The sequence below is a fragment of the Youngiibacter multivorans genome (assembly GCF_017873395.1).
In the GTDB taxonomy this organism is placed as follows: Bacteria; Bacillota; Clostridia; order Clostridiales; family Clostridiaceae; genus Youngiibacter; species Youngiibacter multivorans.
Map to the genome: position 1 here is coordinate 18,961 of NZ_JAGGKC010000036.1, position 13,283 is coordinate 32,243.

Annotated in this window: 11 protein-coding genes; 1 reads left to right on the forward strand and 10 read right to left on the reverse strand. The window is 48.5% G+C overall.

The genetic code is table 11. The features are described from left to right. The first annotated feature begins 35 nt into the window (after positions 1-35). Positions 36-1,472, forward strand: a complete 1,437-nt coding sequence (locus J2Z34_RS15835; RefSeq protein ID WP_209460844.1) for a sigma-54 interaction domain-containing protein — start codon at positions 36-38, stop codon at positions 1,470-1,472. Positions 1,473-1,586: 114 nt separating this feature from the next. Here the strand turns inward: J2Z34_RS15835 and J2Z34_RS15840 are convergent, their stop codons facing one another. From J2Z34_RS15840 to J2Z34_RS15885, 10 genes are all read right to left on the reverse strand, one after another. Continuing rightward, on the reverse strand, positions 1,587-3,158 hold the full coding sequence (locus J2Z34_RS15840; RefSeq protein WP_209460845.1) for an acyl CoA:acetate/3-ketoacid CoA transferase: 1,572 nt from the start codon (positions 3,156-3,158) through the stop codon (positions 1,587-1,589). A 17-nt stretch (positions 3,159-3,175) separates the two neighbouring features. After that, entirely contained in the window at positions 3,176-3,916 is a 741-nt protein-coding gene (fabG, locus tag J2Z34_RS15845; protein ID WP_209460846.1) for a 3-oxoacyl-[acyl-carrier-protein] reductase, read from the reverse strand. A gap of 66 nt (positions 3,917-3,982) precedes the next feature. Continuing rightward, positions 3,983-4,204, reverse strand: a complete 222-nt coding sequence (locus tag J2Z34_RS15850; RefSeq protein WP_209460847.1) for a Zn-ribbon domain-containing OB-fold protein — start codon at positions 4,202-4,204, stop codon at positions 3,983-3,985. A gap of 2 nt (positions 4,205-4,206) precedes the next feature. Then, complete coding sequence (locus tag J2Z34_RS15855; protein WP_209460848.1) at positions 4,207-5,370, reverse strand: thiolase domain-containing protein; 1,164 nt, start codon at positions 5,368-5,370, stop codon at positions 4,207-4,209. 68 nt (positions 5,371-5,438) lie between these two features. Next, positions 5,439-6,731: a GntP family permease gene (locus J2Z34_RS15860; RefSeq protein ID WP_209460849.1), complete on the reverse strand. Its 1,293-nt coding sequence runs from the start codon at positions 6,729-6,731 to the stop codon at positions 5,439-5,441. Positions 6,732-7,283: 552 nt separating this feature from the next. Beyond that, positions 7,284-7,934 (reverse strand): 3-oxoacyl-ACP reductase FabG, encoded by a 651-nt coding sequence (fabG, locus tag J2Z34_RS15865; RefSeq protein WP_209460850.1) that lies wholly within the window; start codon positions 7,932-7,934, stop codon positions 7,284-7,286. A 15-nt stretch (positions 7,935-7,949) separates the two neighbouring features. After that, positions 7,950-8,801 carry a 3-hydroxyacyl-CoA dehydrogenase family protein gene (locus J2Z34_RS15870; protein WP_209460851.1) on the reverse strand — a complete coding sequence of 284 codons (852 nt, stop codon included), beginning with the start codon at positions 8,799-8,801 and terminating at the stop codon, positions 7,950-7,952. 109 nt (positions 8,802-8,910) lie between these two features. Next, positions 8,911-10,224 carry a GntP family permease gene (locus J2Z34_RS15875; RefSeq protein WP_209460852.1) on the reverse strand — a complete coding sequence of 438 codons (1,314 nt, stop codon included), beginning with the start codon at positions 10,222-10,224 and terminating at the stop codon, positions 8,911-8,913. A 56-nt stretch (positions 10,225-10,280) separates the two neighbouring features. Further along, positions 10,281-11,864, reverse strand: a complete 1,584-nt coding sequence (locus J2Z34_RS15880; protein WP_209460853.1) for an acyl CoA:acetate/3-ketoacid CoA transferase — start codon at positions 11,862-11,864, stop codon at positions 10,281-10,283. Between the two features lie 13 nt (positions 11,865-11,877). Beyond that, positions 11,878-13,050: a thiolase family protein gene (locus J2Z34_RS15885; RefSeq protein WP_209460854.1), complete on the reverse strand. Its 1,173-nt coding sequence runs from the start codon at positions 13,048-13,050 to the stop codon at positions 11,878-11,880. Positions 13,051-13,283 lie beyond the last annotated feature (233 nt).

Consider the following 13,283-nt stretch of genomic DNA (forward strand, 5'->3'; position numbering starts at 1 on the left):
TGTACAGGGATATTCAAAAGGATGTGTTAGGGAATATGGAAAACAACAAAGCTATTGAAACCCATAGCGAAAATCCAACCTGGAACAATCTTCATGACCGGATCCTTATTTACGAGAAGATACTCGAAATCTCAGATGACGGATTCCTCATTGTGGACAGGGATGGTACCATCATCGAGATGAACAAGGCTTACCTTGAGTTCCTGGAACTTAAAAAGCAGAATGTAATCGGCAGGCACGTCACTGATGTCATACTCAATTCAAAGCTCGGGGAGATAACGAAATCAGGCCGCGAGGATGTCAATGTTGTCCACAAGCTTGCATCAGGCCAGTCACCAAACAAGGACAAGTATGTCATAGTTACAAGAGCCCCTGTAAGTGATGGAAATAAAGTCATAGCAGCGGTAGGTCAGATAAAGTTCACAAGGAACGCCCTTGACATTGCAGCAAAGCTCAAGGCTATGGACGATGAGGTCCAGTACTACAGGAAAGAGCTGGAACGATTTGTTGGAAGCAAATACTCCTTCCAGTCGATGATTGGAGAAAGCGCCCCCTTCAACGAAGCCATAAGGATTGCAAAGAAGGCGGCAAAGAGCGACATGAGCGTGCTGCTAACAGGAGAAACAGGAACAGGCAAGGAAGTATTCGCAAATGCCATACACTACGACAGTGAGCGAAAGAACAGGCCGATAATAAGGATAAACTGTGCAGCCATACCTGCAGAGCTAATGGAATCAGAGCTGTTCGGCTATGCCGAAGGTTCATTCACAGGAGCGGTCAAAGGCGGCAAAAAAGGAAAGTTTGAGCTGGCCAATGGAGGAACCGTGTTCCTCGACGAAATCGGCGACATGCCCCTCACCATGCAGGCTAAGCTCCTGAGAGTGCTGCAGGAAAAGGAACTGGAGAAGGTCGGATCAAGCGAGACAATACCGGTGGATGTTAGGATAATATCCGCAACAAACCAGAACCTGGAGGACATGGTAAGAAACGGCACCTTCAGGGAAGACCTCTACTACAGGCTGAATGTCATAAGGGTTGAGATACCACCGCTTAGGGTAAGGATGGATGACATCGAGCTGTTCGTTGAAGCATTCCTTGCAGACCTTAACGAGAAGTATGATACAGACGTCAGCATCTCGGAGGATGCCCTGAAGGTCCTTAAGCAATACAAATGGCCGGGCAACATCAGGGAGCTCAAGAACGTCATAGACAGGTCCTATTCCCTTGTTGACGACAGCATAATTACATTCAGTCAGCTGCCTAAGACAATATTAGTCAAGAACAGGCTGCCTGTTCTCATGAAGGCAGGAAAGACCCTTCCAGACCTGGTTGATGACTTCGAGAAGGAGATCCTCATCTCCTACCTGGAGAAGAACAGCTACAACTGTGTTAAGACTGCAGAAGAGCTTGGCATACACAGGGCTACCCTCTACAACAAGATTGAGAAGCTTAACATAAAGATCAGGGATTGAGATGGAGCCTTCCGCGTCTGCGGAAGGCTCCATTCATTATCTGTGCTCTGCAGCAGCTCTGCCAAAGCTATGCACTTTTAAACTCAAAATCCATCTATGGAGCGCTTATAATTTTTACAGCCTGTCCTTGAGTCCCATGAGACCTGCGTTGAATATGAAGCTTTCCATGGTCTTGAGGTTATCTGCTATCCTTGGGGCGAATTCCATCTGTCCCAGGACATCCTTCTCAAGATCCACGCCCGGTGCTATCTCCATAAGCGTCAGCCCTTCAGGAAGCAGCTGGAAGAGTGCCCTTTCAGTTATATAGAATATCTTCCTTCCGCCTTTCCTGCTCTCATACTCGCCGTTGAAGGTTATCTGGTCTACCTTGTTAATGAACTTCTTTGACTTGCCTTCCTTGTGGATGACCAGCCTGCCGTCCACTGCCTCTACCTCAAGGCCGCCTGCCGTGAAGGATCCGCAGAAGACAACGGTCTTAGCGTTCTGGGAAATGTCAATGAAGCCGCCGCAGCCTGCAAGCCTTGTTCCGAACTTGGAGACGTTGAGGTTTCCATGAGGGTCGCACTGTGCCATGCCCAGGAAGGTCACGTCAATGCCGCCTCCGTCGTAGAAGTCGAACTGATAAGGCTCGTCGATTATGGCCTGCGGAGCGATGGCGCTTCCGAAGTCCTTGCCGCCCTGCGCTATGCCGCCTACTATACCTGGCTCCACACTTGCAGTGAACAGGTGGTCAACACCCTCCTCCTTGAGGACTGCCGCTACACTTTCAGGTACGCCTATGCCGTAATTCAGTACGTTGTCGTTCCTGGTTATTTCCAGAGCGCAGCGTCTTGCTGTTATCTTCCTCTCATCAAGAGGGAAATCCTTCTCGACTTCCTTGAAGACTCCAGTAGCTGAGATGAAATCCTCGTTGTACTGTGTTCCTGCAGTCTGCATGTGGTTCTTCATGTCCTTGACCACAGCCACCACATCAACCAGTATTCCAGGTATCTTGACATCCTTCGGAGGTATGGTTCCGTTCTTGACTATCTTCTCTACCTGGACTATTACCTTTCCTCCGGCATTCCTTGCAGCCATTGCAACAGCAAGTGACTCAAGTGTAAGAGCTTCTTTCCTTAAGCTTATGTTGCCGTTCTCATCTGCCTCAGTACCTCTGATTATCGCGTAATCAAGCTTCTGAGCCTTGTAGAAGAGAATATCCTCGCCATTTATGCTTATCTTCTGGACGATATCCTCCTTGGTCACATCATTGATCTTTCCACCCTGGAAGTCCGGGTCGACAAACGTACCCAGCCCCACCCTTGAAATCGTACCAGGCTTGCCTGCAGCCATATCCCTGAACATCTGGCACATGACTCCCTGGGGGAAGTTATAAGCCTGGACCTTGTTCTCTATGACCAGGTTGTTCATCTTCTTGATGAGCCCGTAGTGTCCGCCTATGACCTTTGTAAGAAGACCTTCGTAACAAATGTGGTTAAGTCCCCTGACATCCCCTCCGTCGCCTACGCCCGATGCCCACATGACCCCTATGTTCTTCGGCTTTCCAGTTTCCTTCCATCTGTTCTCCATCTCCAGCCATACCTCTTCTGCCGCACCGGTCAGAAGGAAGCCGCAGGTGCCTATCAGTGACCCGTCTTCTATAAGGTCAGCTGCTTCCCTGGATGTCGTAAATTTGATTCTGCTCATTTTGTTACTCCTCCATCCTACAGCGTGACGCCGCCACTGACCTCTATTACCGCTCCATTGATATAGCTTGCCTCATCCGATGCGAGGAACGCATAGACATTGGCGATCTCTTCGGGCTTACCAAGCCTCTTCATAGGGACCTTCTCCTCCATTGCCTTTATTATCTTCTCAGGCATTACATCAAGGATAGGTGTTGCTATGAATCCAGGTGCTACAGCATTGGCCCTTATTCCCTTTCTGCCAAGCTCCTTTGCCCAGCTCTTAGCCATTCCTATGACTCCCCACTTGGTTGCAGCATAGTTTGTCTGACCGAAATTGCCGTATACTCCGACAACCGATGAAGCGTTTGTTATGGAACCGAAGCCCTGAGCAATCATTATGTCAACGATCGCCCTGGTGCAGTTATAAGTACCCTTAAGGTTTATGTTGATGACCTTATCAAACTGGTCCTCAGTCATCTTGTGAAGCTGAGCATCCATGATGATACCTGCATTGTTGACAAGTGAGTCGATCTTTCCGAACTTCTCCATGACATCCTTGACCATTGCGTTGATATCGTCATTTTTTGTGACATCTACCTTATATCCAACAGCTACTCCGCCCATAGCCTCGATTTCCTTGACAACTTCATCTACGCTATCTTTCTTGACATCGCATACTATGACCTTTGCGCCCTCTTCAGCGAACTTCAGAGCAGTTACCTTGCCTATGCCGTTACCTGAACCAGTTATTATACAGACCTTATCCTTCAATCTCATTACACGTTTCCTCCTATATCAGATGAATGCTAGGGCAATTGGTTATTGATCCTGTTGATCGTTTAGTTAAATGAACTTGTAGAGCGGCTTCCCGTTATCATCGAGCCTTGAAAAAGCAACTTCCATCCCTACCTTGATCTCCATGCCAGTCTCATAGCCTTCAAGCCTTGTAAGGAACTTTTCTTCACCGTCGTCAACTATGGCGAGAGCGAATGGAGTCATGTCCTTGAAATCCTCTGAAGCCGAGAAGATTACTGAATATGTGTAAACTACAGCCTTCTTATCCATCTCTATCTCCCCCTGAATATGTTGATTACGCAGGTGGCTGCTGAGCCTCCGAGATTCTGAGTGAGTCCTATGTCGGCCTTTTTAATCTGCCTCTCACCAGCGATTCCCCTAAGCTGCGCAACTATCTCATACATCTGGCTTAAGCCGGTTGCTCCAATTGGATGTCCCTTTGCCTTAAGTCCTCCGCTGACGTTTATTGGCTTCACTCCGTCCCTTGCTGTCTTGCCTTCAGCAAGCGCTCTGGCTCCGGTGCCCTTCTCAAAGAAGCCCAAGTCCTCTGTATTGATGATCTGCGTTATTGTAAAGCAGTCATGTACTTCTGCAAGGTCAATGTCCGAAGGCTTGAGATTTGCCATCTTGTAAGCCTCGTTAGCCGCAACAATCGTCGACTCGAAGGTAGTTAGAGACTTCTTTCCTGCAAGGGTAAGCGCGCTTCCGCCGTGTCCTGAACCAATTACCTCTACCAGCCTGTGCTTGCATATCTTCTCAGCGACCTCTGTAGCTGCCAGCACCAGGAATACGGAGCCGTCTGTTATGAGCGAGCAGTCGTAAACCGTAAGCGGGTCAGCCACAGGGAAGCCGTTGTATACATCCTCGATGGTTATCTTCTTCTTCATCTGGGCATTTGGGTTGAGCATTGCATTCTCGTGGTTCTGCACAGCCGCCATTGCCATTTCCTTCCTAACATTTCCGTACTCGTGGAAATACCTGTTGGCGATCATCGCGAACAGCGACGGGAATGTTGCACCAAGTGCTGTCTCAAGCTCCACATCTGCAGCGCTTGCAAGACCTGTTGTAACAACCTCTGTATTCCTGTGGGTCATCTTTTCGGCTCCGCCAACAAGAACTATGTCATACATGCCGGCTTTGATTGCCGCAAGGGCCTGTCTGAAGGCAAGGCTTCCTGATGCGCATGCACCCTCCGTCCTTACTGTTGGAATTGTTCCAAGACCTAATGTCTCAGATGCCAATGCTCCCATATGGCTCTGGGTGCTCCAGTAGCCAGCATTAAAGTTACCCATGTAGAGAGCCTGGATCGATTCCTTTGGAATACCCGCATCCTCAATGGCCTTGTTTCCCGCATCCCTGATAAGATCCTTCAGGGACTTGTCAGGGAGCCTGCCCATCTTGGTTTCACCGATACCGATGATTGATACGCTTCTCAAAATATTTTCACTCCTTCCGTTTTTAACCCGGCAGGCTCTCGCCTGCCGGATCGAAACACCAACGAATTTTATAGTATGCCCATTGTTCCCATTACGACTGCAACAAGAGTAGCTATTACTGGTATTAGAACTGTAGTAACGAACATTTCCATGTATGAATCCTTGTGTGTCATTCCGCATATTGCGAGTACAGTAAGGATGGCACCGTTGTGCGGAAGTGAATCAAGTCCGCCGCTGGCGATGGATGCTACCCTGTGGAAGGATTCAAGTGAGATTCCTGTTGAAACTGAAAGCTCAACATACTTCTCTCCAAGTGCTGCGAGAGCTATGCCCATACCGCCTGAAGCTGATCCTGTAGCTCCAGCAAGAGTTGTAACTGCTATTGCCTCTGACAGAAGTGCGTTTCCTTCGATACCAAGCACCATGTCTGTAAGTGTCTTGAAGCCAGGTACCGCTCTTACTACTGCTCCGAAACCGACGGCTGCAGAAGTGTTGATTATAGCAAGAACTGAATTTGAAGCTCCCTTGTTTATGACATCAACCATGTTCTTCCTTATTGCAGGGAAGTTGACCATCACTGAAAGGAGTACGCCAGCAACCAGTGCTATTATGATGTTCTGTTTAAGAACGTTAAGTACTATTACAACAGCCAGAAGAGGAAGGAATGAAAGGATCGGATTCGGAAGCTTTTCCACATCCGCCAAAGTAGCAACTGCTGCTCCTGTAGGCTCTATGAAGACTTCACCTCTCTCAGTGTATTTCTTCTCCCTCCATACGAGATATATGTAGCCGGCGAAGAACATGATGAGCGAAGTAACTATACCTGTTATCGGTGCTGCCATTGGGGTTGTTTTGTAGTACTGCATCGGAATGAGGTTCTGTATCTGAGGTGTTCCCGGAAGAGATGTCATCGCTATGGTGAACATACCGAATGCAAGTGTTCCAGGTATGAGCTTCCTTGTTATGTTAGCTTCTCTGAATACAGCAACTGCCAATGGATACATTGCAAAAGCTATTACGAATACGCTTATTCCACCGTAGCCAAGTACTATACATCCAAGAGAAACTGCAAGTATTGCTCTCTTCTTTCCTATGAGGCCAGTTATGAAGTGAGCTACAGACTGTGCACCACCGGATACCTCCATGAGCCTTCCGAAGATTCCTCCAAGCATGAATGCCGGAAACCATGATTTGGTGAATCCGACGAAACCGGTCATGTAGGTATCAGTATAAGTAGGCAGAAGCGGAAGTCCGCCTGTCAATGCAACGATTGCCGCACAAATCGGCGCTATCCAGATGATGGACATTCCTTTGAATGCAAGGAACATCAGTAAGGCCAGAGAAAACAGTATACCTATCATTTCTTATCCCCCTAAATAAATATGATGACGCTCCGACTCCCGGTATCTTGCCCCCTCCTTTCAAATTATTCACCGGTAATCAGCTTTGCACCCTATAGAGCAAGGAGCGTGCCAAAAAATAAAAGCTCTTAAAAATTATGAAGCATATTTCATGTAATCCTTTGCAGTGCAAGGAGAAAATAAGTCAAGTCCTCTCTCTTTATTTACGATTCCCTAGCTCTGCCAACCTCTTTGACAGTCAAGTCAGTTTGACATGTCGATGTTCATCAACACTTATGGACCCTCACTGATTTCCTGGAAAATCCTAACTAAATTCATTCATCTGGAAATATGAAGAAAATCAAAGATCTGTTCACCGCATGTATACTCATATCCAATTTCACGCAAAAAACAGCCCTTTCGGGCTGCAAAAAATGAATCTATATGGTAATGCGGTTCCTAAAATCATATTGGTAGTGGATCCTACTTATAGTTTCCACCGTTGACGTTGATTACTGTGCCAGATACGAATCCGGCTTCGTCAGAAGCTAGGAACGCAACGACTGCAGCGATTTACTCAGGTTCTCCAAGTCTTCCTACAGGAATCTCAGCAAGCATTGCCTTCTTCCTGTCCTCTGGGATGACCCTTGTCATCTCGGTGTTTATGAAACCAGGTGCTATTGCGTTGACTGTAATATTCTTCTTACCAAGCTCAATTGAAAGAGTCTTAGTGAGCCCCACCACTCCGGCTTTGGCTGCAGAGTAGTTTGCCTGACCGAAGTTACCCATCATTCCTGCAAGGGAGCTGATGTTGATTATCCTTCCGTAGCCATTCGCTTCAAGGTATTTGACGAGTTCCTGTGAGACCAGGAACACTGACTTCAGGTCTACTGTCATGACAGCATCCCACTGTGCATCAGTCATCTTCTTAAAGGAGGCATCCTTAGTGATACCTGCGTTGTTGACGATTATATCAAGCTTCCCATACTTCTCGATTATCTTCTCTCCAAGTGCCCTTATCTCATCCCTGTTCGTAACATCGCACTTAGCACCGAAGACATTATAGCCCTTTGCCTGAAGCTCAGCTACTGCATCATTGATCTTCTCCTCGTTGACATCTGTGATTACTACCTTGACACCATCTTTAGCAAGCCTTTCAGCCATGGCCCTTCCTAACCCTTGCGCCGAACCTGTGATGATGGCGACTCTGTCCTTGAATATCATATGATTACCTCCTGATTAATATTTGTAGAAGCCCTGGCCGCTCTTCTGGCCAAGCTTCCCAGCCCTAAGCATCTGCTTAAGCACCATGTCCGGTGCATACATGTCGTCACCGAACTCCTCCCTGTAATATTCCAGGATTGTGCAGGTGAGGTCTATCCCTCCCATGTCAAGCATCTGGAACGGGCCCATCGGATAGTTAAGTCCAAGCTTCACAGCTGTGTCTATGTCCTCCACATCAGCTACTCCTTCAGACAGCATCTTGGCAGCCTCATTCATGTATGGCAGAAGAAGCCTGTTTACTATGAAGCCCGGCATGTCCTTCTTGACCCTTACCGGAGTCTTTCCAAGGCTCTTTGCGAAGCCAAGTATAGTCTCCGCGGTCTCTGGCTCTGTAAGCTCGCCGCTAATTACCTCAACCAGTTTCATGACATGCACCGGATTGAAGAAATGCATGCCGCAGAACTTTCCAGGTCTCCCTGAGCCTGCCGAGATCTCAGTTATCGACATGGATGATGTGTTTGTGCAGAATATGGCATCCTTCCTGCAGATCCTATTGAGAGTTCCGAATACTTCCTTCTTCAGCTCCATGTTCTCGAGCACAGCCTCGCACACCACATCAACATTTGCAAAATCAGTATAGTCAGTGGATTTACTTACCCTTGCGAGTATCGAATCCCTTGTCTCCTGATCCATCTTGCCCTTCTCCACGCTTTTGTCAAGGATCTTTGCCATCCTGACTAGCGCCCTGTCTACGAACTCAGGCTTGATGTCGTTAAGGACGACTTCATACCCTGCAATCGCGCAAGCTTGGGCGATTCCAAGGCCCATGGTTCCGGCTCCCACTACACCTATTTTCCTTATATCCATTCATATGCCTCCCTATAACACAGGCAGGGCAAATATCCCTGCCCTTTGCTGAGGAAACAGCCTTTAGCCGTATCCCCATAGTAATGGATTGCTTATTCTTAAGCTGTTATTAAACAACACCCAGTGATGCGAAAATTGCTACGACAATTGTTGCTACAACCGGAGTCAGTACGGTGAGTACGAACATGTTGATGTAAGCCTGCTTGTGGGTAAGCCTTGCCACTCCAAGGTCATTGATTACTGCCGCGTTATGTGGAAGTGAGTCAAGTCCTCCGCACGACATTGCTGCAACCCTGTGGATGACCTCCGGGTTGATTCCGGTTGCAAGGAACTTCTGGCTTAAGCTCTCAAGGGCTATTCCAAGTCCGCCTGAAGCAGAGCCTGTAACACCTGCTGCAATGTTTACAGCGACGATGATCTGTACGATAGGTGGTCCCGGTATTGAATCAAGGGCACCTATTACAAGCGCATATCCTGTCGATGCAGCCACTACCGAACCAAAAGCCACGACTATGCAGATGTTGGTTATAGCCATGATGGCATTGTTGGCACCGTCAGACAACGACTTGACGATGTTCGCATATCTCTTGTAAAACAGGATGACAGAGGTCACTACTGCTGCAAACAGGGCTACAACAGGAGGCTGCTTGAGGATGTTGAGAACCACAAGGAGAACTATTGAAGGAGTAAGGCTTACAAGAAGATTCATCTCCTCAACCTTCTCATCCTTTAGTACAACCTTGGATATCTCAGTTCCGGTAGGCATAAAGCCTTCCTGAAGCTTTTCAGCCTTTGCAAGCTGATACTTTATCCAGCCAATTCCCAGTATCAGTGAAACTACAGTACCGATGATTCCGAGTACAGGTGCTGCAGTCGGTGTTGTTCCAAGATATTTCATTGGTATGAGATTCTGGATGGCAGGCGTACCTGGAAGCATAGTCATGGTATAAACCGACATACCAAGGGATACGCAGGTATAGAGCCTCCATGGAATCCCAAGCTCCTCAAAGAGGTTCTTGGCGATGATTACCATGGTGAACATTACAACGAAAAGTGATATTCCGCCGTAGGTGAATACGGAGTTTACTATAACTAGAGAAAATATCGCAACAAACTTTTCATTGCCAGGAAACTTATTTGCAACAGCCGACAGCTTGTACGCTATGGACTTTGCTGCGCCTGAATCAGCCATCATCTTGCCGTAAACGGCGGAGAGGAGGAAGATCAGGAAATAGTTCTTCGCAAAGTTCGTGAACCCTGTCATGAACGGACCTGTAAAGGAAGCGACAATCGGCATCTGTGAAAATAGGATAACTACCATTGCTGCAAGAGGCGCTGTTATTATAATAGGCACGCCCTTGAATGAGATCATTATGAGCACTGCAAGTCCGAGCAGTATGCCTGCCAGGCTTAGATATTCCATGTTTTTCTCCCCTTTTAGTAAGTTTATTTTGCCTATACCGTACCTGTAAGGATGGATCACCTGTTTTTCTTCGCTTCTATGACCCCCTTAAGCCCCATTAGGCCGTCCTCGAACAGGTTCCTGTCCATTACCTTGACATCCCTAGCGATTATCGGATCGAACTCCATCTGGGAAAGTATGTGCTTCTCAAGGTCTATTCCGGGAGCAATCTCCCTGAGCTCGAGACCCTCTTCAGTGAGTGCGAAAACCGCCCTTTCAGTTATATATATGACCTCCTGGCCGTTTTCCAGCGCCTGCTTTCCGCTGAAGGTTATCTGCTCAATACCCTTCTTGAACTTCTTTGACTTTCCTTCCTTGACTATGACTACCTTGCCGTCACTTATCTCAACCTCAAGCCCGCCAGCGGTAAAGGTACCGCAATATACGACCCTCTTCGTTGACTGTGAAATGTCGATGAATCCTCCGCAACCGGGGATCCTCGGACCGAACTTGGACACGTTGACGTCACCTGAATGGTTGACCTCCGCAAGTCCCAGGAATGTCACATCAAGGTAACCCGAATGGTAGAAGTCAAACTGTGTGGGTTCGTCTGTAATGCTCCATGGGTTAAGCGAAGCACCGAAGTTCAATCCGCCAGCCGGCACACCGCCTATGGCTCCTGCTTCCACTGTCATTACAAGATCACCGGAGCATCCTTCCTCCGCAGCCACCGCAGATACAGTCTCTGGAACACCTATTCCAAGGTTGACTACTGAATTGGGTACAAGCTCCATTGCTGCACGCCTTCCGATTACCTTCCTCTCAGACATCTCGAGAGGTTTCCTCGAACCTGTAGGAACCTGTCTGTGACCTGCCATGGACTGGTCGAAAAGTGAACCCGGAGTCATCCTGTGGTTCTTGTCTATGTCCCTGGTGATTACGACCGCATCCACGAATATGCCGCATACTCCCACAAGCTTCGCTTCGATCTGCCCTGCCTTGACATAGTTCTTGACCTGGGCGATGACCTTTCCGCCTGATGCCTTCGCTGCAAGGGCTGCTACCCTCGCCATCGAAAGTGCTATCTCATCCTCGAAGCTTATGTTGCCAAGCTCATCCGCAGTTGTTCCACGTATGATGGCTATGTCAACATTCGGAGCCTTGTAGTAGAGGTAGTCCTCACCGTTGAGGTTAACGAGCTGCACAAGGTCTTCCTTTGCCAGATCGTTCATCTTGCTGCCTGAAACCCTGGGGTCCATGTAGGTACGAAGGCCGACCCTTGAAAGAAGTCCCTTCTCTCCGTTGCCCCTGGCCCTCAGGACATGGGATACTATGCCCTGCGGCCAGTTGTATCCCTCTATCCTGTTCTCATTGACCATTCTGACTATCTGGTCGTTTGAGCCGAAATGCCCTACAATGACCCTCTTCAGCAGTCCGTCATGAGCGAAGTGGTTGAGGCCGGTATTTCCTCCTCTTAAGTCGCCCACACCTGCAGCACACATGAGGGTCAGGTCCTTGGGAGCCTTCGTCTCCATGAACCTGTCCTCGATTGCTATGAACAGCTCCTCGGGGGTAGTCGCGAGCATGAAGCCCGAGGTTACCACCGTGTCCCCGTCCTTTATCATCTTTACTGCCTCAGAAGCAGTTCTTAGCTTCAACATATCGTTCCTCCGCCTATTCCCTTTCAAAGAGCGCCGCGACACCCTGTCCGCCTGCACAGCAGAAGGTGACTATTCCACGCTTCACATCTCTCTTCTTCATTTCATACAGAAGCTTTGCAGCAAGGACTCCTCCTGTTGCAGCCAAAGGATGACCGAGCGCAATGGCACCGCCATTGACGTTGAGCTTTTCAGTATCCATCCCAAGCTCCTTAATGCATGGAAGGCTCTGTGCCGCGAACGCCTCATTCATCTCTATGAGGTCGATATCCTCGATCTTGAGTCCGGTCCTGGCGAGAAGCTTCCTGACAGCATATACAGGTCCTATTCCCATGAGATGTGGTTCCACGCCTGCTGACTCATAGCCCTTGAATGTTCCGAGTATCTCGCATCCAAGCTCAATGGCTTTGTTCTTCTCCATTACAACTACGGCGCTTGCTCCATCTGTAAGAGGCGAGCTGTTTCCTGCGGTGCAGATTCCATCCTTCTTGCCGCTGGCTACAGGAAGCTTCGCAAGAGTCTCCATGGTGGTTTCAGGCCTTATTGTCTCGTCATTTGCAACTACCGTGACATTGCCCTTCCTGTCCTTGAACTCAATTGGTACGAGCTGCTCATCGAAGGCATGATTTGCCCAGGCTGCTGCAGCCCTTCTATGGCTCTCTACGGCGAACTTGTCTACATCCTCCCTTGTGAGTCCGTACATCTCAGCCAGGTTCTCAGCTGTTCCCAGCATGCTGGTCTCCTCAAACCGAACAGGAGATGTTGATACGGTCAGAAACTTAGGCTCCTGCAGCTGGTACGGCTGAGTAGGCTTGGAAAGGAGCCACGGTCTTCTGGTATCCATCTCCACTCCGCCTGTAACAACCACATCATGCTGTCCCGCCATGATCAGGAGCGCCGCGTAGGCGATTCCATTAAGTGACGAACCACACTGCCTGTCTATGGTTATCCCAGGCACACTTATCGGAAGACCAGCCTCAAGTGCCACATATCTCGCTATGTTGTTATATTCCTTTTCCATTATGTTGCTGTATATTACTTCCCCGATTTCCTCAGGATTGACCTTGGACCTCCTTACAGCTTCCTTCAGCACTGTGGCTGCAAGCTCGTGAGGAGTTATGTTGGTAAGGGCACCCCTGTACTTGCCCATAGGTGACCTTACTGCTGATACGACTACTGCTTCTCTCATTGTTATTCCCCTTTCATCTCTTATGGTTACCGCCCTATTAGAGCATAAACCGTGCCAAAACCGGGGAATTCTGATAAGCTTAGATTCGCAACGCTTTTCACTGAAACCGATTTCCAACTCATGAATCAGATTTGATACAATCAGTACCGCCGGCTTAGCCGGCGGTTTGCACAGACCCTATAAGGGTCTATAACCTGCTGCACCCGTAGGGGTGCATGAGGCGGCCGCCAACC

Bases quoted from the DNA above. Each gene is read 5' to 3' on its own strand.
- fabG (WP_209460846.1), bottom strand. From the start codon at position 3,916: ATGAGATTGAAGGATAAGGTCTGTATAATAACTGGTTCAGGTAACGGC.
- J2Z34_RS15850 (WP_209460847.1), bottom strand. From the start codon at position 4,204: ATGGATAAGAAGGCTGTAGTTTACACATATTCAGTAATCTTCTCGGCT.
- J2Z34_RS15880 (WP_209460853.1), bottom strand. From the start codon at position 11,864: ATGTTGAAGCTAAGAACTGCTTCTGAGGCAGTAAAGATGATAAAGGAC.
- J2Z34_RS15835 (WP_209460844.1), top strand. From the start codon at position 36: ATGGAAAACAACAAAGCTATTGAAACCCATAGCGAAAATCCAACCTGG.
- J2Z34_RS15885 (WP_209460854.1), bottom strand. From the start codon at position 13,050: ATGAGAGAAGCAGTAGTCGTATCAGCAGTAAGGTCACCTATGGGCAAG.
- J2Z34_RS15860 (WP_209460849.1), bottom strand. From the start codon at position 6,731: ATGATAGGTATACTGTTTTCTCTGGCCTTACTGATGTTCCTTGCATTC.
- fabG (WP_209460850.1), bottom strand. From the start codon at position 7,934: ATGATATTCAAGGACAGAGTCGCCATCATCACAGGTTCGGCGCAAGGG.
- J2Z34_RS15870 (WP_209460851.1), bottom strand. From the start codon at position 8,801: ATGGATATAAGGAAAATAGGTGTAGTGGGAGCCGGAACCATGGGCCTT.
- J2Z34_RS15840 (WP_209460845.1), bottom strand. From the start codon at position 3,158: ATGAGCAGAATCAAATTTACGACATCCAGGGAAGCAGCTGACCTTATA.
- J2Z34_RS15875 (WP_209460852.1), bottom strand. From the start codon at position 10,224: ATGGAATATCTAAGCCTGGCAGGCATACTGCTCGGACTTGCAGTGCTC.